The organism is Sulfobacillus thermosulfidooxidans, from assembly GCF_001280565.1.
Taxonomy (GTDB): Bacteria; Bacillota; Sulfobacillia; order Sulfobacillales; family Sulfobacillaceae; genus Sulfobacillus; species Sulfobacillus thermosulfidooxidans_A.
On sequence record NZ_LGRO01000001.1, the window covers coordinates 1,528,619 to 1,549,917 of the forward strand.

General features: G+C 46.2%; 22 protein-coding genes. 13 read left to right on the plus strand and 9 right to left on the minus strand.

The features are described 5' to 3' along the window. Positions 1-241 precede the first annotated feature (241 nt). The 4 genes from AOA63_RS07690 to prpB all read left to right on the plus strand — a co-directional run bounded on the left by AOA63_RS07690 (position 242) and on the right by prpB (position 6,336). A complete protein-coding gene (locus tag AOA63_RS07690; protein WP_053959150.1) occupies positions 242-2,641 on the plus strand; it encodes a TIM-barrel domain-containing protein in 2,400 nt (799 codons plus the stop codon). A gap of 104 nt (positions 2,642-2,745) precedes the next feature. Beyond that, positions 2,746-3,867 (plus strand): citrate synthase, encoded by a 1,122-nt coding sequence (mmgD, locus tag AOA63_RS07695; protein ID WP_242848294.1) that lies wholly within the window; start codon positions 2,746-2,748, stop codon positions 3,865-3,867. A 113-nt stretch (positions 3,868-3,980) separates the two neighbouring features. Next, entirely contained in the window at positions 3,981-5,393 is a 1,413-nt protein-coding gene (locus tag AOA63_RS07700; protein WP_053959152.1) for a bifunctional 2-methylcitrate dehydratase/aconitate hydratase, read from the plus strand. Positions 5,394-5,409: 16 nt separating this feature from the next. Then, on the plus strand, positions 5,410-6,336 hold the full coding sequence (gene prpB / locus AOA63_RS07705; RefSeq protein ID WP_053959153.1) for a methylisocitrate lyase: 927 nt from the start codon (positions 5,410-5,412) through the stop codon (positions 6,334-6,336). A 44-nt stretch (positions 6,337-6,380) separates the two neighbouring features. Here prpB and AOA63_RS07710 read toward each other — a convergent pair whose 3' ends face one another. The 3 genes from AOA63_RS07710 to AOA63_RS07720 are packed head-to-tail and all read right to left on the minus strand — an operon-like array spanning position 6,381 to position 9,253. After that, complete coding sequence (locus AOA63_RS07710; protein ID WP_053959154.1) at positions 6,381-7,772, minus strand: NAD(P)(+) transhydrogenase (Re/Si-specific) subunit beta; 1,392 nt, start codon at positions 7,770-7,772, stop codon at positions 6,381-6,383. Positions 7,773-7,779: 7 nt separating this feature from the next. After that, on the minus strand, positions 7,780-8,082 hold the full coding sequence (locus AOA63_RS07715) for an NAD(P) transhydrogenase subunit alpha (RefSeq protein WP_020373213.1): 303 nt from the start codon (positions 8,080-8,082) through the stop codon (positions 7,780-7,782). A 7-nt stretch (positions 8,083-8,089) separates the two neighbouring features. After that, a complete protein-coding gene (locus AOA63_RS07720) occupies positions 8,090-9,253 on the minus strand; it encodes a Re/Si-specific NAD(P)(+) transhydrogenase subunit alpha (protein ID WP_053959155.1) in 1,164 nt (387 codons plus the stop codon). A gap of 780 nt (positions 9,254-10,033) precedes the next feature. Between AOA63_RS07720 and AOA63_RS07725 the strand changes: the two genes are divergently transcribed. Further along, the gene (locus AOA63_RS07725; RefSeq protein ID WP_053959156.1) at positions 10,034-10,897 is read left to right on the plus strand and encodes a fructosamine kinase family protein; all 864 of its coding nucleotides are present in this window, start codon (positions 10,034-10,036) and stop codon (positions 10,895-10,897) included. Positions 10,898-11,017: 120 nt separating this feature from the next. Then, the gene (locus tag AOA63_RS07730; RefSeq protein ID WP_053959157.1) at positions 11,018-11,974 is read left to right on the plus strand and encodes a peptidyl-prolyl cis-trans isomerase; all 957 of its coding nucleotides are present in this window, start codon (positions 11,018-11,020) and stop codon (positions 11,972-11,974) included. 56 nt (positions 11,975-12,030) lie between these two features. Here AOA63_RS07730 and AOA63_RS07735 read toward each other — a convergent pair whose 3' ends face one another. Further along, on the minus strand, positions 12,031-13,311 hold the full coding sequence (locus tag AOA63_RS07735) for an LCP family protein (protein WP_242848373.1): 1,281 nt from the start codon (positions 13,309-13,311) through the stop codon (positions 12,031-12,033). A gap of 198 nt (positions 13,312-13,509) precedes the next feature. On the opposite strand from AOA63_RS07735, the gene AOA63_RS07740 reads away from it, so the two are divergent. The 5 genes from AOA63_RS07740 to AOA63_RS07760 all read left to right on the plus strand — a co-directional run bounded on the left by AOA63_RS07740 (position 13,510) and on the right by AOA63_RS07760 (position 16,192). Continuing rightward, positions 13,510-14,124, plus strand: a complete 615-nt coding sequence (locus AOA63_RS07740; protein WP_053959159.1) for a hypothetical protein — start codon at positions 13,510-13,512, stop codon at positions 14,122-14,124. 206 nt (positions 14,125-14,330) lie between these two features. Beyond that, the gene (locus AOA63_RS07745) at positions 14,331-14,852 is read left to right on the plus strand and encodes a sulfocyanin-like copper-binding protein (RefSeq protein ID WP_053959160.1); all 522 of its coding nucleotides are present in this window, start codon (positions 14,331-14,333) and stop codon (positions 14,850-14,852) included. A 177-nt stretch (positions 14,853-15,029) separates the two neighbouring features. Next, positions 15,030-15,374 (plus strand): hypothetical protein, encoded by a 345-nt coding sequence (locus AOA63_RS07750; RefSeq protein ID WP_053959161.1) that lies wholly within the window; start codon positions 15,030-15,032, stop codon positions 15,372-15,374. Next, positions 15,364-15,675, plus strand: a complete 312-nt coding sequence (locus AOA63_RS07755) for a DUF2250 domain-containing protein (RefSeq protein WP_028963040.1) — start codon at positions 15,364-15,366, stop codon at positions 15,673-15,675. Before AOA63_RS07750 ends, AOA63_RS07755 begins: the two co-directional genes overlap by 11 nt. 40 nt (positions 15,676-15,715) lie before the next feature. Next, entirely contained in the window at positions 15,716-16,192 is a 477-nt protein-coding gene (locus tag AOA63_RS07760) for a sulfocyanin-like copper-binding protein (RefSeq protein WP_053959162.1), read from the plus strand. 47 nt (positions 16,193-16,239) lie between these two features. Here the strand turns inward: AOA63_RS07760 and AOA63_RS19745 are convergent, their stop codons facing one another. Continuing rightward, the gene (locus AOA63_RS19745) at positions 16,240-16,398 is read right to left on the minus strand and encodes a hypothetical protein (protein WP_171822653.1); all 159 of its coding nucleotides are present in this window, start codon (positions 16,396-16,398) and stop codon (positions 16,240-16,242) included. Positions 16,399-16,821: 423 nt separating this feature from the next. Next, entirely contained in the window at positions 16,822-17,169 is a 348-nt protein-coding gene (locus AOA63_RS07765) for a PucR family transcriptional regulator (protein ID WP_053959163.1), read from the minus strand. 357 nt (positions 17,170-17,526) lie between these two features. Here AOA63_RS07765 and AOA63_RS07770 point away from each other — a divergent pair, with 357 nt between their 5' ends. Beyond that, entirely contained in the window at positions 17,527-17,805 is a 279-nt protein-coding gene (locus tag AOA63_RS07770) for an acylphosphatase (protein ID WP_053960652.1), read from the plus strand. Here AOA63_RS07770 and AOA63_RS07775 read toward each other — a convergent pair whose 3' ends face one another. Then, entirely contained in the window at positions 17,806-18,309 is a 504-nt protein-coding gene (locus tag AOA63_RS07775; protein WP_053959164.1) for a hypothetical protein, read from the minus strand. A 72-nt stretch (positions 18,310-18,381) separates the two neighbouring features. Further along, positions 18,382-19,749, minus strand: coding sequence for an FGGY family carbohydrate kinase (locus AOA63_RS07780; protein ID WP_053959165.1), 1,368 nt, complete (start codon positions 19,747-19,749; stop codon positions 18,382-18,384). 166 nt (positions 19,750-19,915) lie between these two features. Between AOA63_RS07780 and AOA63_RS07785 the strand changes: the two genes are divergently transcribed. Continuing rightward, entirely contained in the window at positions 19,916-20,665 is a 750-nt protein-coding gene (locus AOA63_RS07785; protein ID WP_053959166.1) for an SDR family oxidoreductase, read from the plus strand. On the opposite strand, the gene AOA63_RS07790 is transcribed toward AOA63_RS07785, so the two are convergent. Continuing rightward, positions 20,662-21,297, minus strand: coding sequence for an NUDIX hydrolase (locus tag AOA63_RS07790; RefSeq protein WP_053959167.1), 636 nt, complete (start codon positions 21,295-21,297; stop codon positions 20,662-20,664). The genes AOA63_RS07785 and AOA63_RS07790 overlap by 4 nt on opposite strands. Between the last annotated feature and the right edge of the window lie 2 nt (positions 21,298-21,299).

Sequence of the window (21,299 nt, forward strand, 5' to 3'; positions counted from 1 at the left end):
TCCTCATTTCATCATACCCGGAAGACCTCAAGACGGAAAGTTGTCCGTAAAGAGCTTTCAATCTTTGGCCGTACCCGAGTCTCATCCCTTATTTATTGAGGGGTGTCTTTTGGCGATAAGCGATCATTTGGCTAATTGAGTGAGTCATAGTATGCTGTCTTACGGAAGCTGAAAGCCTTTGGAATTCAGATAGGCTGCGTAACCGAATAAAACCCAGAAATGTTAAAGGAGCGATCTCTTTTTGAAAGCCCTTACAACCTTGCATCCCACCCAGGAACAAGCAGCGTTTGTTGGTTTTGTTTCCGGATATCTCAGCACGGATTCATTATGTGCCATATTTGAATCGGAAAATTCCCAAGAAATATTTCACGTGGCTATTACCGATTCTGGCATTGTTCACGTGTATTGGGTCAATGGCGATGATGCCTATGCCATATTACAACAAGAGGCAGGATATCCACGTACTTCCCGGGTCCCACTACATTTATCCGTGACAGCCTATGGATGGGAAATCACCTGCGACGAGATCCGCATTACCGTGGATCAACAGGGTTCGTTCCAGATTCATGCCCCGTCTGGCAACTTTGCACTCAATTCATTTCTTCGACACCATCATAGTCTGCGGTGCCAAATCTCGTCGCCTGCTTCAGAAAGTTTATTCGGCTTGGGAGAGAAAGTCGGTCCGCTCAACAAAAAGGGGCGTTTTTGGACACAATGGACGACCGATGTCGCGCCCCATGAAGATGACACCGATCCGTTGTATCAAGCGATCCCCTTTGCCCTTTTGGGACAATCCTCAGGATTTCGTGGAATATTTCTGGCCAATAGTGCAAGAAGCTACGTTGACGCCACTGATATGGAAAATTTGTGGTTTGGCGTCGACGACGGTCCCTTAAGTTTGTATTTAATACCCGGCCCCCAAATTTCTCAGGTTGTGGCACGGTACAGTGCTTTGACCGGGCGTATGCCCCTTATGCCGACCTTTGCCTTAGGCTTCCAACAAAGCCGGTACAGCTATATGACGCAAAATGAAGTCGTGGAAATTGCCAAACAGTTTCGGCGTTGGCATTTACCACTGGACGTCATTTATCTGGATATTGACTATATGGATGGTTACCGTATTTTTACCTTTGATCCTGACCGGTTTTCCAATCCTCAAGACATGATTTCCACACTGGATGAGCTCGGAATTAGTCTGGTAACCATTGTCGACCCTGGCGTAAAATACGACGAAGACTATGCCGTCTATCAAGAAGGGCATAATCAACATCATTTTATTTCGTATCTCAACGGCCTAGAATTCCTAAGCCGGGTGTGGCCCGGTTTATGTGCCTTTCCCGATTTTGCTAAATCAGAAACTCGTCAATGGTGGGGTCAGTGGAACGCCAGGTGGTTAGCACAGGGCATTAAAGGGATATGGAATGACATGAACGAGCCAGCATGGTGGGGATACACGGAAAATGAACGGGCATGTCATCCGGATGAAGAAGTGGGTATTGTTCACCATACCTCAACGGGGAAGGAATTGCCGCACTATCTTGTACACAATCTTTATGCGTTATTAGAAGCTCAGGCGACCTTTGAGGGGATTGGTCGTGTATCATCCTTCAGACCTTTTATCCTGAGCCGTTCCGGTTTTAGCGGTATCCAACGTTACGCCGCCGTGTGGACGGGGGACAATACTAGTTCGTGGGAGCATTTGGCTTTATCCATTCCCATGTGCCTCAATTTGGCATTATCCGGCGTCCCTATGGTGGGTCCGGATATTGGCGGGTTTCTCGATAATGCCACCCCCGAGCTGTTTGCTCGGTGGATTCAAATGGGTGTTTTTTTTCCTTTTGCACGGGCCCATACCGCCATTAATACGATGCGTCACGAACCGTGGGCGTTTGGAGAGGATGTGCTTCGCATAGCACGTCGTTATATCCAATATCGTTACCGTTTACTGCCTTATTGGTATACGTTAATGTATCAAGCCCACATCGATGGCGCGCCCATGATGCGGCCCTTGTGTTGGTATGATCCTTCGGACAGGGCGCGGAATATTGATGATCAATTTTTCGTCGGAGAGAATTTTTTGGTTGCGCCGATTATCCATAAAGGGGCAACTCGGCGCCAAGTTGTCCTTCCGCCTGGCCTCTGGTACGATATATGGAACCGTCAGTGGCTTGAAGGGCCTACAGAAATAGAGGTTGAAGCCTCGTTAGAGCAGTTGCCCCTATTTATTCGACAGGGTTCCATAATTCCTTTGGCTCCACGAACCCTCTCGACACAATATTGGAGGGATACCAGTCCTTGGCCTGCTTCGTTGTGGGTTCTTCCGGGTCATGGTCAATATGATCTATACGTCGATGATGGACGGACTACGGCTTACCAAAACGGAAGTTTTTCCTTAATTCAGTTTTTCGTGCATACGACTGCGGATTCCTTGTCAGTATCATGGCGGTGGATTCGCCACGAGTTTCACCATGATATCATGAATCAGCCAGTAATTTTACGCATCGGACCAATCGATGGCACAATTCACCAGGTTTTCTTAAACCATAACATAGTTCCCAATAGTCGAATTCGCAATGCGATCGTCTCAATTCCCATCATGCTAACATCTGACGGGAACGTTGATGTGATTTTTTCTCATTAGGATTTTCATGCAATCTCGGAATTGTGTGAATTTATCACGCAAGCGATCCCAATAGAACGGCTATGGTATTTTATTCAATACGACGATTGATGATATGAAAGGACGTGACAATATTGTCAGACCAAAATTATCGTCCCGGATTAGAAGGGGTCATTGCCACCGAAACGACCTTATCTTATCTCGATGTAGAACAAGAACAAATCGTAATCCGCGGATATGATCTCATCGAACTCGCAACCAAAGTGGACTATTTACGTGTCGCCTATTTACTTGTCGCAGGGCATCTTCCAACAGAAACAGAATATCACGCCTTTACTGAGCAATTGACTGCTGGACAAAAGGTTCCTGAAGAAATATTCCAAATTATGGGCTCACTCGGTCCCCACACGCACCTCATGGATTCGCTACGCACCGGTCTTTCCGCGTTAGCCACATTTGATCCCGCCTTAACCGACCGTGATCTGGAGAATACCTGGCGGCAAGCCTTGATCTTGTTGGCCACCATGCCGACCATCGTCGCCAACAGCTACCATATCAAGAATCATGAGCCGGTGATTTATCCGGATCCCACCCTGAGTTATTCTCGCAATTTCCTTAAGATGATTACAGGCCGGATACCCGACGATACCGAAACTCGAGCGTTTGATCAATTACTGACGGTATATAGTGAACATGAGATGCCCAATTCCACGTTTACGGCGATTGTCATCGCTTCAACATTATCTGATATGTATGGCGCTTTAGTGGGCGCGATTGCCTCTCTAAAAGGCACATTGCATGGTGGCGCTAATGAGGCCGTGATGAAAATGCTTTTGGAAATGCAAACCCCTGATCAAGTCGAACCGTATCTCATGGCCAAATTAGCCAAAAAAGAACGGATAATGGGATTTGGGCACCGCGTTTATATGCGAAAGCCTGATCCCCGCGCTCTTTTGATGAAGGAATCCCTAAAAGAGCTTGTTGCCATCAAAGGGCACCACGATCTTTACGAAATGTGTGTCAAAGGCGAAGAAGTGATGCAACGAGAAAAAGGTTTATTCCCCAATTTAGATTATTATGCAGCTCCGGTCTATTATTTACTCGACGTGCCCATTGAACTGTACACGCCGATCTTTTTTGCGGCTCGTACGGCGGGTCTCGTAGCGCATGTTCGTGAACAATATGAGCATAACCGGTTATTCCGTCCCCGAGTTCTCTATACAGGACCACGGAATTTACATCCTTAAAGACCGGGTTCAAATATCGGGTTCGATCCTAGTGATTTTACGGATAAGATTGTCACGGGATTTTTGAAGAGAAAGGACTGTTGTGATTGTCACATCATAAAGGTGAAGCCTCCATGGTTCCTGATAGCGTGTTAACCGAAATTGCCGATTATGTTTTGACAACTCCCATCACGAGTCAAGAAGCCTATCATATGGCTAAATGGGTCTTATTTGATGCGATGGGTTCTGGAATATTGGCTCTCAATTATCCAGAATGCCGGAAATTAATTGGGCCATGGGTCCCAGGGACCACATCTTTAGGAGGCTGCCCCATTCCCGGCACATATCTTGAACTCGATCCCATTCAAGCCGCTTTTAGCATTAGCTGTATGAACCGGTGGTTGGATTATAACGATACTTGGCTCGCGCAAGAATGGGGACACCCTTCTGACAACATTGGTGCGATTTTGGCCACGGCGATTTGGAAAAGCCAGCAGAATATGCAAGATTCTCGACCTCCCTTATCCATGCATGAGGTCCTCACGGCAATTATTAAAGCGCATGAAATCCAAGGAGTCCTTGCCTTGGGCAACAGTTTAAACCGTGTCGGACTAGATCATGTTTTGTTTGTGAAAATTGCTTCCACCGCTCTAAGCGCCTACCTGTTAGAAGCTAACCGTCAACAAATCATTAATGCCTTGTCCAACGCATGGATTGATAACGGGAGTTTAAGGACGTACCGCCATTTTCCTAATACGGGATCACGCAAATCCTGGGCCGCAGCGGACGCAACCAGTCGTGCTGTGCGCCTCAGTTTTTTGGCTTTAACCGGTGAAATGGGTTATCCAACAGCTCTTTCCGCCCCCGAATGGGGTTTTAACGATGTTGTCATGCATCACAATCCTATTCGCTTGGTTCAACCGTTGAGTTCATATGTCATCGAACATGTCTTGTTTAAAATTTCGTATCCGGCGGAATTTCACGGACAAACGGCCGTAGAAGCGGCTATTCGGCTTCATCCACTGGTTTCCCAACGTCTTGATGAAATTGCTGAAATCGTTATTGAAACCCAAGAATCCGCCATGCGCATTATCAACAAAACGGGACCATTACAGAATCCCGCCGACCGTGATCATTGTTTGCAATATATGACCGCCGTAGGTTTGTTAAAAGGCTCCTTAACCGCGGAAGATTATTTGGATGAAGCCGCCATGAATCCCGAGATTGATCGTTTGCGCGCCAAAATGACGGTTAAAGAAAACCCGCAATTTTCCCAGGACTATCTGGATCCTGACAAACGCTCTATTGCTAACGCCATTCAGATTTATTTTCAAGATGGATCCATGACACCAAAGATTACAGTCGAATACCCTATTGGCCACCGCAACCGCCGCCACGAAGCCGAAGAACCCTTGATGCACAAGCTTCATTCGAATTTACTATCGTGGTACGTGCCTAATAAGGTGGATCGTTTGTTGCAATTATTCCACGATCCGGACTTTGACAATATGAGTGTGCTCGAGTTTATTAAACCATGGAAGTTATAGCAAGGGGGTGTATCTGATGGCTTGGCTTTTTGAAGAACCCTTATCGCAGAAGGATTTAGCCGAACAATTTCGTGGATTAATGCAAGGTCAACATATATTAAAAATTCCTGGCGCGCACGACGCAATGGCCGCCCTCGTAGCGAAATCCGTGGGGTTTCAGGCTTTATACCTATCGGGCGCAGCCTATACGGCGAGCCGTGGCCTACCGGACATTGGTTTAATCAGTGCGTCAGAGGTAGCGGAGAGAGCACGAGACATCATCCGAGCGACCAATCTTCCCCTACTTGTTGATGTTGATACCGGATTTGGCGGAATTCTCAACGCTGCCCGAACCGCCCGTGAAATGGCAGAATCTCGTGTCGCTGCGATTCAAATTGAAGATCAGGATTTACCCAAAAAATGTGGTCATCTCAATGGCAAGAGCCTCATTACCGCGGACGAAATGGTGGCCAAAATTCGAGCCATCAAACAGGTGGTTCCTGACATGGTGATCGTGGCCCGGACAGACGCCTACAGCGTTGAAGGCCTGTCATCGGCCATTGAGCGCGCCACGCAATATATTCAAGCAGGAGCCGATGCCATTTTTCCTGAGTCTCTCGATTCTCCGGACAGTTTTCAGGAGATGGCACGTTCAATCCCCGCTCCATTATTGGCCAATATGACGGAGTTTGGCCGAACTCCTTACTATTCAGCACAGGAATTTGAAGATTGGGGCTACCGGATGGTGATTTATCCCGTATCATCGCTGCGTGTGGCGGCTAAAGCTTATGAACGGTTATATCAAACCTTGGCAGCGACCGGCACCCAGATCAATCTCCTAGAGGATATGCAAACCCGTCAAGAACTTTATGACCTCATTCGCTATTGGGATTACGAGTCGCTCGACGCGAATATTGCCCAAACAATCTTACCCACCTTACCTGACACGCAAAACAAAGGGTGACCCATATGGGTCACCCTTTTTAAACTTCAGTAGTTTGCTCGATGTTACACCTCATCCAAGGCGCGAATGATTTGGGATAAGGACGATTTGGCGTCACCGAAGAGCATCGACGTTTTGGGATTGGTGTAAAGCGGATTGTCAATGCCCGCAAAACCCGGATTCATACCACGTTTGAGAACGATGACCCGCTGCGCCTGATCCACATTTAAAATTGGCATACCATATAAGGGACTACCGGGTTGATTTCGCGCCGCAGGATTGGTCACATCGTTAGCCCCTATGACCAAAACGACATCGGTCTGCGGGAATTGTGGGTTAATCGCATCCATTTCATATAGGCTGTCATAAGGCACGTCAGCTTCCGCCAGCAAGACATTCATATGACCGGGCATCCGTCCGGCGACCGGGTGAATACCAAATCGCACATTAACGCCACGTTCAGTCAATTTCTCCATCAATTGCCGTACCTCTTGCTGGGCCCGGGCGACTGCCAATCCGTATCCCGGAACAATGACTACGTTGCGGGCATATGCCAAAATGGTGGCTACATCTTCCACATTAGCGGTTTGAACCACGCCATCGCTCTCGCCAACGGCACCAGGCGCACCGCTCGCCACTTTCCCAAATGCACCAAAAATAATGTTTTGAATCGGCCGATTCATGGCCCGGCTCATTTGTTGCGTCAGAATGGTTCCAGAAGCCCCGACTAAAGCACCGGCAATAATTAACACGTTATTAGCCAGCAAAAATCCGGTTGCGGCAGCGGCTAGTCCTGTAAACGCATTGAGGAGGGAAATCACCACAGGCATGTCCGCCCCACCAATGGGAAGAACGACCAGAAATCCCAACACTGCCGCAAGAATAATGTAAATGGTTAATAATGTGAAATCTTGCGTGCCACCGGATACGCTCATATAAATACCTAAGACCACAGCGACTAACAACAAAATGCCGTTAAAAAGTTTTTGTCCGCCAAAGGTAATTGGCCGGCCACTCACCCATTCTTGTAATTTGGCAAAGGCGAGTAAACTTCCTGTAAAGCTTAGCGATCCAATCAATACTGTCAACAAAGCACTGATTGAGGCCCCTGGTGAGGAAATCCCATGGACCCAATTCGAATGAAGTTCGCCAATAGACACCAAAGAGGCTGCACCGCCGCCCATGCCATTGAATAATGCCACCATCTGAGGCATAGCCGTCATCCGTACCTTTTTGGCAGCGTATGTTCCCGCAATAGCACCTAGAATGAGCGTCAAACCAATGAGTCCCCAGGAAAATGAGTGATAACGAATCACGGTAACGATAAAGGCAATTACCATACCACTGGCCGCGATTAAGTTTCCCGAACGCGCTGTCGCTGGTGAACGTAAGCGCATGACGCCGAGAATGAATAAAATAGCGGTCAATAAATAGCCGACTTGCAAAAGAATATTCATCTACTGTTCACTCCGTAGGCCGTTCGGCAGATTTTTTCTTAAACATGCCTAAGATTCTATCGGTGACCACATAGCCCCCGACAACATTGAGTGTCGCCAAAAATACGGCAGCCACGCTAATGGCCACATCCAATGCTCCATGGACAGACGCGGCTAAGGCAATAGCGCCAACGAGGATAATTCCGTGAATAGCATTGGTGGCTGACATCAAAGGGGTGTGTAGTACAGAGGGCACTTTAGAAATCAGCTGGAAGCCCACAAAAACAGCCAACACGAAAATATAGACTTCAATGAGCAAATGACTAGACATTCAGCAATCAACTCCTTACCTGTGTCATGCGTTTAGCCAATACATCATGCAAAATTTGGCCATCGCGCAGAATCATGGTACGTGCGACAATTTCGTCGCTGAAATCTAGTTCTTTCCCTTCTTGTCCCAACCCCATGGAAAATAAATGCGTCAGGAAGTTGAAAACATTGCGCGAATACAGTTGGCTGGCATGGGGAGCCAATTGGGAAGTAATATTCAATGGCGCTTCAATAATCACCCCATTGTCGGTTACCGTTCGTTCTCCGGGTCGACTTAATTCGCAGTTTCCTCCTGTCTCGGCCGCTAAATCGACAATCACAGAACCAGGCCGCATATTAGCCACCATCTCTTTGGTCACCAAAAGAGGAGCAGGTTTTCCCGGAATGAGGGCCGTGGTAATCACCACATCTGCTTCCGCCACGGGTTTAGACAACAGTTTAATTTCTTGTTGATGAAGGTCTTCCGCCAACGCTTGGGCATATCCGTCCTGAGTTTGCTGCGTTTGAATTTCCAAGGTCAAAAAAGAGGCACCCAAACTTTCGACTTGTTCTCGCACCACGGGACGGGTATCAAACGCTTGGACAACCGCCCCAAGACGGTGGGTCGTCGCAATGGCTTGAAGACCCGCAACACCCGCTCCTAAAACCAACACATGAGCCGGGGTAATGGTACCAGCTGCGGTCATCAACAAGGGAAAAAAGCGCGGAAGTTGTTCAGCGCCAATTAAGGCGGCACGATATCCGGCTACTGTACTCATGGAGGATAATACGTCCATACTTTGAGCACGGCTTATCCGTGGAATCGCATCCATACTAAATGCGGTCAGTTTATTCTGCAACATTAATTCAAATGTTTCAGGCGGGGATGACAAGGGCCCAAGCATACCGATAATGATGGTTCCTGGTTTTAAATAGGCATACGGTGATGACGGCCCAAAATCAGAATTTTGAACAGTCACCACAATATTCGCGGGTTTCATCCATTGGACATCCGGTTTCACAATTTCTGCCCCTGCGTCCCGGTAGTGCTGATCGGAAAATCCAGATTCAATTCCGGCCCCCTCTTCCACAAGCACTTGATGATTTAACTTCGTGAGACGGGCAACCGTTTCTGGTACAAGTGAAACGCGGCGCTCTCGAGGGCCCCGCTCACGAGGAACGGCAATAATCATGTTTCATATAACCTCCAGACCGCACGTGCGGTAAAATAGTCATCGACTTATTCAAAACTGCGAATATTATTCAATTTATCTCCGATTGCGAACTTCCTGTCAATATTCACGGAGAGAAAGGATACGACGGTGTGATCCTCTGTCATGATTTACCCCACCAGGTATGATTGACGATATCATAAGCCCATATGGCTGGCAATTGCTAAATCTTATTATTTCCCTATATACAGACAATCCCATGCGTTTACGGACGTGATCTCCCCGAGGATAAAGCTCGCGATGCATAAAACAGAGTTGTCATGAAACAGTGTGAGTCAAGACTAAAGAGGCTTTTAAGTTCTCTAATAAAGCTTTGTCTGTTTGCCTGGACGAACAACCCATTGTTCTTGGCGGCTTAGGCTAAAGCACCTCATTTCTCTGGCCTATGGGGGTATTCACAAACAACAATAAATTTGGTCGGCGCTCGCCTCGATCCTGCTCATCATCAAAACACTTTCTAAGGGTCCCGTGACACTTTTCTCATTCTCCCATTCAGATTCTGCGTAAATACAGTGGACGCATATATAGATGTCTTGGAAAACAATAGCAGGGTTGATAGTGTGTCCCCTATCCTTTCTTAGCTGTCGATAGATTTGTAGAGTGGCGAAGAGAACAAGCCGTTTCCTGGAAGGGGTTTCATCTATTACTATTCATAGTAACAGGATAAGCGAGATCCAGTGGCTCGTTGCAACCTTGAGGAAGGTATTCACCACTGAGAATAACAAATAAGGACGGTGGAATATGTCCTCTTGGCAAGAATTGATCATTCAGTATTTTGGCAAGGCAACCCTGACGCCACTAACGGGCGGTTCATTGGCCGAAAGCTATGTGCTATCTACCCGTACGTCCCGCTATTTTGTTAAATATTACGACCCTTCTTGGATAAAAGATACCCATATAGCGCGGCGTGAGGCTTCAGCGTTAAAGGCTCTAAAACAGGCAGCATGGCCAGTTCCCGACGTGATCTTAAGCCATGATTCCTTTCTTGTTTTGTCATGGATAGACCACGGATCGACCGCTTATAAAGAAAAAGCTGGTCACATTTTCGGTGAACGCCTTGCCAAAGTCCATCAACACGTTGTAAGTTCCTTCTCTTTGCCATGGGGAAACGGCATTGGTATTGTTCAGCATCCGTCTTCAAATTATTTCATGGCCGGCGATTTTTATTGGGAAATCCGTCTCGCCCCCCTAGTCAAATCATTATCCAGCCAATATCCCTTTCTTGGCTCATTAAAAGACTATGAAACCCCAATCCGACAATTTTTGAATCAGACCGTGACATTTCCCACATTGGTCCATGGTGACTTATGGAGCGGGAATTTCCTCTGGCAATCCGACAGTTCTCCTTATGTCATCGATCCGGCTAGTTATTATGGCGATCCCGTATCGGACATTGCTTTCTCAGAGCTTTTCGGAGGATTTCCCCGTTCGTTTTATCACTCTTACTGGCTCACAATGGGTTCGGATCCGCATTATCCCTGCAAAAAACCCATTTACCAACTATATCATGCCTTGGTTCACCTGAAATTATTTGGACAGGCCTATATCGGTTTAAGCAAAAGTCTCATTGACCAAATAAGGGAGAGCCCTTGTCTTCCTAGGTAGCATAAGCGCGGTTGTACCAGGTTTAGAACTCGAGTACACTGGGAAAGTATGATTGGTCCGAAACATTTTTGCAACATTGGTGGGGCAGAATGTAGCAGGATAAACAAAGGAAGGTGCAGCATGGCAAACCCACAACGGTTATATAAATTTATTGGTGCCACTATAGTCGTATCCCTAGGTACTGCAGCTTTGGCTGGCTGTGGACAATCATCCACTACAGCGGCCAAACCTCTAGCGGTCGTCAACGGTACAGATATTACCAATTCGCAGTTGAATACCATGGTCCGCATGACGGAGCTTTTCAACGGTTCCACTTTGCCGAATACACATGCCGAAAAGGTTAATGAGGTTAAATATTTAGTCCAAGAAAAAAGTGTAGAAGATTGGGCACTCGCCCACCATCTCATTACTCAAGCCCAAGCCAAAGCGTCTGCCACATCCGTTATTACTAAGTCCATTGAACCTCAAGTCGGCGGAAAAACTGGCCTTGAGAAAATGTTGAAAAGTAAAGGCGTGACATACCAGCAATTAACGGATTATCTCACCGAACAAATGATATTGCAGCAAGCCTATAATCAGGCCACGAAAAATGTTAAACCGATTTCCACTGCCGCCGCCGAAGCTTTTTACAAAGCCAATCCACAATATTTTACGGGCACTCCTCAAGTCGAACTGCGCGAAATTACAGTCAAGACACAGGCTGAAGCTAGCGCTATTGAAAAGCAGTTAAAGGCAGGAGCTAGTTTTTCGGCATTAGCGCAAAAAGATACTATCAATAGCGCACTAAAAAGCAAGGGCGGAGAAATTGGGTGGGTCGCAGATTCCCTCCAATCTTTGTCACCAGCAGTTTATAAAGAAATTAGCACACTCAAACCCGGACAGATCGGCGTCACTCAAGGATCCCACGGATATGATGTGATTGAGTTACAAGCGACTAAAGCCGCTCAAGAAAGTCCGTTCAGTCAGGTTGAAAGCGAAATTAAAAGTAACTTGCTCCAAACCGCCCAGGGAAACGCCTATCAAACTTTTGCAGGAAAAATTGAAAAACAGGCGAAAGTCACCATTTATTTCAAATAATCCGGTGTTCATGAAAAACTCGCCTCTTGATGGGGCGAGTTTTTCATTGTCTTTTCTTACGATTTTGGTGGAGAAAAATCACTTCCAACCGTAATTTTGACATCCCACGGTGTTGTATGATACGCCGTAAAAGAATTGACTGACGGACCCGTTAACGATGCCAATCGCGAACCCAACCACTTATCCCCCGTGGTGTTTAGAATGACGGTGCGGTGATGATTATGGTGATTAGCCCATCCAATTCCCACCACACTATAACCTTGCGCTGTTAAGAGGTGTGCTAACTCTTCGGCGGGAGCAAGCGTGCTGGTTCCACTCGCAACAAATATTTTTAAGCTTTTCTTTTGCGCTTTCGTTAATGGCGAAGCTAATAATACATCTTGAATCAAGATATTGGTTAAATGCGGGTCATACGTCCAATAACTAAGCTGTTGATGCATATACGGATCCATATACGTCGATCCATATCCCGGCACTGTTGCGAAACGGACGGTATGAAGTGGTACGTGTTGAGCAGCTAACCCTAATGCAATTAATTGATTGACAGAGAGATTCGTATAACTCAGGGCTTGAATAACGTCATGAGCGATTTTTGGCCAATGAATAATATTTTGAGGTTTCAACATCTGTTGAGCTATATCTCGTAATAGCTGTTGCTGCTGTTGAATTCGACCAATATCACCCATCTGCGTTTCCCGAAACCGTGCAAATTCTAAAACTTGTTTACCATTTAAATGATGAATCCCTTTCTTTAAATTAATGCCCAAAGGATCCCCATTGGCTTCATAGACTTCATTTTGCGGCACATTCACTGTCAGTCCGCCCATATCGTTAATGACTTTTTCAAATTGGAACATGCTCATATAAGCATAATAATCAACGGGCACATGAAACGTATTTTGAATCACCCGGATCATTTCCGGGACACCGCCAAAATACGTAGCCTCTGCGATCTTCGTTTTACCAATGCCAGGAATAAAGACCCTCGTATCGCGGGGAATGGATAACACGCCAATTTTTTTTGTCTGCGGGTCGAAAGACACGAGAATGATGGTATCGGCCCGGTCACGCACTTTACCATTTTTGATAACCTGATTGTTTACCGTCGCCAATGAACTTCCCATAAGTAAAAATGTTATGCGATGATCGAATGCTGGATTGCCGGAGGCTTGGTTATAGTGGATTACTTTGGGTGTCAACAACAAGTTTTTCGGATTCGCATAATATTGATATACGCCATATCCCGCCATGCCTAATATCAAGATTATGCCTAGAAGCCACGCCCAAAATCGTCCTCGTTTTCGCCGTGTCTTTTTAGTTAAATCCGAACGTTTCATGGAAACCACTTTATCTACCTCCTACATCGTTCATTGTCTACGGTGCCCATGGCTATCCTTTAGCAATATTACTACTATACACTGTTTGACAAAGATATAGGGTTTTCTCATCCGAAAGCGATGGGCTTGTCAGAAAATTTCTAGGTCGTTATACTCGGAATGATTTTATTGATTTCATAGAGAATCGAGGGTATAGTCATGCATCGCAAATTTTTTTTAGCAAGCTTTGTCTTTATTCTTCCTGTCCTGTTAACGGGCTGTGGTTCCTCGGCCCCTGAAACCGTTGCTCCGATAACCGGCACACAAATCGCCCACATGGTTCGCAGATGGCCCGTGCCTTTGCTATCGGGAAAAATGGTCAAGCCCTCGACTGTCATGATTAATCCCTTGTCATCTTCGCCTACCTCACTTTACGCAAATTTGATTAATAACAGCCTCAATAACGCCAGTATGGGGGTTCCTAGTAATTGGCGCGGATTAAGTGTCCCAGCGATGTGGATTACCGATGGCCGCACCACATTTAATGTCGGAATGTACCGGGGAATTACCGATAATCCCAGTCTCAATACAGCTGTACCCGTGACAAATCGTCGCATCGACTCGCTATTACTCCGTATTATGCACAATCATTACATGCTCTTATCTCGTAAAACGTACACCATTCTCATCCAAAAGATTCCGCCGACGACTGCGGACCGACTGGCCAACAGCGCTAGCAGCATTATTGAAAACTTGGACACGAGTTCTACCGCTCCCTCGTATTTAGTGTTATGGGTTGGTCAGAGTGCTCTCGCATCCCGCCCGTCAACGTAACTGTCAAGTAATAGTTTCAACAAATTCTTGAAAGAATCCCGTTAATAGGAAGAATCTCCACCATATTTTTGGAACAAAGTGAAGAAAATCTAGTCGTTTTGCTTAATTTTATGGTATGGTTTCTATGTACTAATCCTTGTTCATCCCTTCCTTGGGATGAGATAGATAATTTTGATAACTTGACAAGTGTAGCAGGAGGAACGTCAATGAAACACGTCACAAAGTGGGGGGCAATCGCCGCCATAGGATTAGCCACCGTCGGATTGGCCGGTTGTGGCACAGCTCCAATCGATGCATCACAATTTATGCAAGTTCATCCCGCTTCAAAAACTGTGGACTTGAAAATTGTCGGGGAATACAGTAGTAGTCAACAGGTTAATACTTTTGACGGATATACCAACGGGCAATTGGTCGTGACCATTCCGGTCGGTTATCACGTCAACATGGATTTTGTGAACAATGGTCCTATTCCCGAAGCCATAGGGATTTATAAGCATGACCATTTAGCATTTCCTAATGCCGGTATGCCCTATCAGCAAGTCATGGTTAACCCTTCAGCAGGACTCTTACCGGGACAGTCGCAATCATTTAGTTTTACTGCGACACAAGTCGGAACCTATAAATTAGCAAATGTTCTAAATGGTAATAACAATAATTCCCCTACAAGCGGACAATGGGACATTGTTAAAGTTGTCTCATCAGGCTCACCGAGTATGTCCACCACTTGATTTCTCAAATCTTGAAAAAGTATACAATAGTCTGTTATTTGGCGATCGTGGCTATAGGCCAACGATCGCCTGCCTTTTGGTAAGGATTCATGAGCTGTGTTAAAATGTGAACATGTAACGGTAAAAATGCTGCTATCGGCATGATGGTTCAGGTTTTCGTTTACGAAAGGGTAAATTATGAAAACGATTTATTGTCCGACCAAAACGCTTAGACCCGTGATTCTCGATATTGCGCGTGCTATGGAAACCGTCAATCACGGGGAATGCCTCCAAATAATCTCGGACAAATCTTTCTTGGTGCGTGAAGCGAAAGCCTTTGCCCATATGCAAGGCTGCGAAGTCATTCGTATAACGCATCGCGATGTCAGGACATTTACCTTATCTTGTGATGACGATGATCAATTTAGCTGGAACCGCCATGACCCGATAGTGGATCACGAATGGCTTATTTGGCTCAAAAAACCTGAACGCGCTCAACAACACACAGATATCTCATACGACGGGGTGGATTATGGACCGTAAACTCGATGAGACAGATATTAAGCTCCTGAAGTATTTTAAAACGCTAGGGCCAGATTATGCGAAATTATTAGCCGCACGCTTTAACATGGATGTAGCGGCTATGCGTGAACGCCTCAATTATTTAGAATCGCTGAACTTCATTGAACGGGTGGAAGGCCGGATTGTCAAGTATTATCACCGACGTATGAAAAGTGTCAAACACCGCAATCATACGTACTATATGATATCGCGCGAAGGCGATCATTTTCTTCGTCAACAAGAAGAAGTGCCGGAAATCACGTGGAAAAAACCCCGGCGATAGGGTTCGAAATGAAAGCCTCGCGCATGGCGGGAGGCTTTGATTGTTGACATTACTTTCGTCCCTTTTTTTTGTGTTGGGTTTTCCTAGCCATCCTTCTCGCTCATCTTCTGCACAGTGGTTGCAAATTGATCCCCGAAGACATACTGCAACATTGATGGTGATCGCCCATTTTAATGACATGAACAACGGCTATAACCTCAACGGCGGTTATAACGGCAATATGACCATCAATATTCCAGAAAGTACCCGGGTCACAGTAACATTCATTAACAACGCGCCCCATCAATTCCATTCCTTAGCATTAATTGGTCCCCATGGGCTGAGCGCCACTCGTCCCATCCTTGCCGGTGCCAGTATATCGGCTCCACTTCAGGGCATTATTGGCCCACATAGCTACGCCGTCTTTACCTTTATGACGCCAAACCGGCCCCGCCATTACCGGCTGGCTTGTCTCCGACCGGGCCACCTCGGCTATGGAATGTATTTAGATCTCAACGTGACGCCTTCAAATCAATAAAAAAACTGGCAACCGCCAGTTTTTTTGTGCTTCATTCGGCCCCAATTCTATAACCATGCCATAACAAAATATCCGGCCATTATCACAAAGAGAGCACTCAATACGAAAAACAACCCAAATACCGCTACATCTATCAGTTCCGATTGAAGCCATCCCGATCGATTTTCCGCTGCGATCATTTCCATGCCGGGTTCGTATTGAGCCATGATAAACGCCTCCCATATGTGATACTTTTGAACTGGTTTTATTATAGCTCTTGCGAACTAGTTTGCCTAGTCAGTTTGCATTATTTTATTTTAATTTTTTCATTGCTATTAGTCCGTAAGGACTGCTCTATAATCTCTATATTATCTTAGACATTCTCATCGGAAAAATGTCGGCAAAATATAAAGAGACCGATTTGTGATATGACCCACAAATCGGTCTCCTGTTTAAACCTCCGAAACTAGGACTGCACCGCAATCCATGTAAATTCATCGATACGCACCTCTCCTATGCCGTGACAAATGCGGCATACGGTATATCCCCTCTCCCCACAACGTAGACATCCTTCTCCTTCACACTCTTGGCAAATATCTTCACCATAGCCAAAACACTGATCACATTCTTTCCATTCCCCTTGCGGCGACTTAGGGAACACGGGTAATCTCCTCGACTTTGGCATCATCTTTCCCTCCGTTCTCTAGAATTCCATCATGATAAAAATCTAGGGCCAATCGCAAATCAATGACTGTATCCAAATCCTTGAGATCACATCCCAGTAGTGCTTGCAGCCGTTCTAAACGATATGCTAGCGTGTTGCGATGCACATAGAGACGTTTTGCAGCTTCCCGTGCCTGACCGTTACTTTCCAAGTAAACTTGCAAGGTCCACAGCAACTCACGACTATAAGTACTATCCTCCAACAAAGCTCCCAATTTTTCCTGAACAAAGGTTGACCGTACAGATACCGGTATCGAATCAAACAAGCGTGTCAATTGCTATGAACCCCCTTATAAAATCAAATCGTCTCGACAAAATCCTCTTTGCTCGATAACGCGCTTGTCATGTTTTCAGCAAGTTGTGTCAGAGTATCCTAAGATGAATCCCGAGAGAGCTTACCTTTTGGGTTTCAATGTTAGCCCCTAGCGGTTTTTAATAGGATCTCGGTAGCTCATGGTGTCAGTTTACACGCTTATTTGTTAACTTTCAATAGGTTTATAAAAAAATATGTGAGGTTTATTTTAAGGTCCCGGCAGAATTTCAAAAGAAGCTGACGTGTTCAAGCAGCCATTTCTCGCCATGGTACAATCATGACAGAAAATAGGCATGGACACAGGAGAGGTGAAATGGGGATGACCATAAAGCGTTATCGCATCGAGGTTGTCGGCCGAGTTCAAGGTGTCGGGTTTCGGCAATCAGCGTGGGAAGTCGCGCAGCGCTATCACATTGCTGGATGGGTGCGAAATTGTTCAGAACGCACCCGTGTGCAATTGGAAATTGAAGGGGAACAAGAGCAGCTATCCTCGTTTATTGATTGGCTAAAACAAGGTCCAACATTAGCACGGGTTGACCATCTTTATCAAGAAGAAATTCCGGTGCAAGGGATTTCACAATTTGAAATTCGCCGATAATCACTGCTCAGGCCATTGTAGCATAACTTTGTGTGCCCATCGTGTTTGGGCATAGTTTTCACGTAACGTCCGCCAAATCCGGGCTGTTTCTCGCGGATTGTGAGCTAAATGGTTCGCCACACCCAAATAATATAAACATTCGGGTATAAATCCACTAAGAGGAAAAGTTTTGGAGGTGGTTTCAAGCAACTGCAAACATGTGGTGTAATCTTTTTGCTTCAACAATTGCTTGGCTTCGGCTAGATGCAAAAAGACTAAAAATTCATAGGGCGGAATAAATCCCTCTTCCCGCCGTAAAACTTGAAACATGGTATCGTAAGCCACCATCGTCGGATACCAAATAAAGTCAGTGCCCGCTTCGTCTTCGTGAGCACGATATGAGTAAACGTCCCATTTGGCTTCCAGCGCCATTTGCACTTCAGGATGGTTTAAGGTCGTACGCCTCATCAATTCACAACCCGAACAATGAGGTTTGGTCACAATAAGAAGCGTCAAGGATTTCAACGCATTGGTCTCCTCCCTGCCCTGTCCACATTCGGACCTATGCGATTATTATCGAACTATAATTGTTGTAATTTACCGGATATAATCCATTATGGCATCAATTCGTTCTATCAGCCTAGGATTTTTTACTGGGTGAATTACAATGTCCTGACTCTCGGGGGACACTACAGGCCAGCCTTGTGTATGAGCAGCTAATTTTACGGCCCCCCAGACAGATGCGTCTTCATGACTAGATACAATCAAAGGAACATCGACAATTTGAGAAACCAATTGTCCCCATAGACTTTGGTGGGACAAATTTGGTCCCACGTGAAGAGAAATGAGAGGCCCTGTGGATTGTTGTAAGCGTTGGTAGGCCGCTTTCAGAAGCGCCAGTAAGGACACCAGAATAGCCCCGGCAAAATGCATTCCTTGATGTTGCGGTAGCACACCCTCAAAACCTGCGTTTACATTTTCATCCCATATCGGTGAACGTTCCCCATAAAGATAGGGAATAAAGACAGGTAAAGAATCCTGCGAATTAATAGCCTCTATTCCTTGAGTCATTAGCACGGGAATGGAGAACCCCAACATTTTTGACGCCCATACCAAAACATTTCCCGCATTGGACAAGGCTTGTCCCACCAAATATCCCTGCTTAGGTCCCAAAAAATAAGCAAAATTACCCACCGGCATAAAATTCTCCGGTTCCGCTTTATCGGCCGTAATCCGAATGGCCGCAGAAGTTCCCCAAGTAAGCACACCGTGATGCGAATTCGGTGTCACATTCAACCCATAATGGGCCATGGCGCCATCACTGCCGCCAACCAAAATATTATCGTTCACAACATAATCCCATGAGTGAATAGAGGGAAGGATCTGCTCAGAAAGATGCAATGTGGCCAAAATTTCTGGTTCCCACGTTCCCTGACGCGACATCATACCACTAGCTGCAGCAATAGAATAGTCTGTTACTAGTTGGTGTCCCAAGGAATAAATAATCCAATCTCTTAGGGAGATCGGCCTAAAACCGGAATCAAAGCGTGAATAAGCTAGCCACTTGACAGCCGGGGACATTGCATGCACAGGACATCCAGTGAGACGGTACCATAGCGTTCCTCTCCCTTGTTGACGCAGCATATCTGCAAAAGGGCGTGCGCGGCGATCCATCCAGGTCCAGACTTTTGTCACCGGATTCATTTGATTATCTACCACCATAAAAGTGTGCATGGCGGCACTAAACGCCACAGACTCCAAATGCGCTTGCTCTCGACAATGTGTGATAAATAATCGCACTATCTGAAGAATTTCGGCGGGATCTTGTTCAAAGTGCCCTTCGGACGCCATGTAAAGCTTAGGTTGCTGACTCGCCTTAAATACGACCTTTCCTGTTCTATTTATCGCGACCGCCTTTATGTGGGTTGTTCCCAAATCAATACCTAACAGCCAATTATCAGCCATAGCCCCGGTTCGACTCCTTAAATGCGGTTATGTTAACATAAGATTGTATTATCGCTTCACGTTCTTTCTTTCCGGTATAACCTTGATAAAGGCGATGATACATCCTTACGTAGTTAATTCCCATTCTACAATGACACAGAAGAGATCGTGGAAAGGATGATTCAGTGTGAGCACAATCGCCGATAAAGTGGTCGTTATTACGGGAGCGAGTAGTGGTATTGGCGAAGCAGCAGCTCGACTCTTGGCGAGCCGGGGCGCCAAACTGGTTCTCGCAGCTAGACGCCGCGAAAGGTTAGAGAGTATTGCCCAAGATTTGCAGGCAGGCGGAGGGCAAGTGGCCATCATTCCCGTTGATGTCACCAAGCGCAATCAAGTTGAACAGGCTAAGGACCTGGCGTTGCATCAGTTTGGTCGCATTGATGTGTGGATCAATAATGCCGGTCTCATGCCTCTGGCGTACATGGAAAAACTCCATGTGGAAGAATGGGAACAAATGGTCGATGTGAATATCAAGGGCGTTTTATATGGAATCGCCGCCGTTCTCCCCGTGATGATTGCTCAAGATAGTGGCCACATTATCAATATTGCTTCTGTCGCTGGCCACAAAGTCGGACTCGCGGGGGCCGTTTACAGCGGAACGAAGTTTGCAGTCCGGGCTATCACAGATGGATTACGAATGGAGCTAGTTTCCGCTCATCATCACATACGTACCACCCTCATTTCGCCCGGTTTGGTCGAAACCGAGTTATTACATACAACAACAGATCAAGAGGCACTCAATGCGCTAAAGGCCCGTGTTCCTGGGAAACCTCTTAATAGCCAGACTATCGCAGAGGCCATTTTGTATGCGATTGAACAGCCTGAGTCTGTATCGGTGAGCGAGATTATTATTCGGCCTTCTGAACAACTCAATTAAGACTCTGCCATGTGTTGTTTAAACCACATAATCCAGTCAAGATAATACGCCGGACCCCGTGGGACGAAGCTGTGAACATTCACCGGTAGGGTTGTGCCAGACAATCCTTCCGGGGTTTGTTTCCATCCCTGGACATTGTGGAGGGTCTCGCCATGGTGGCTAAACACATCATAAAGAATGTGCAAACTGATAGGAAAGATCCCGGCGACTTCGCTTGAGTCTAAGACAAAGAGATCAGGCACGATCGGCTGCCCCATTAAAAACGCATATTCATAACAATATTCACGGTCAATTATGTTCGGCCCCACAAAAGATTGGCGCGAAACCCCCACAAAAATCACATCAGAAGCATTTAAGGCCAAACCGAGTTCTTCACGCACCTCCCGGATACCATCTTCGGGACTCTCACCGTGAAGAAGATGACCCGCTGATGAAATATCTAGGAGTCTAGGGTGCATATCCTTGTTTGGTGAACGTTGCTGCAACATTAACACGGGTTCATCCTGCCAATAGCCCCCAATCCAGCAATGAAAGGTCTTGTGCCATAATCCCTCGCGATGAACCGTATCACGAGATCGGACCCCAATCCACCGTCCCTGATCATCATAGACATCAAGAAATTCCTTCGCCATGA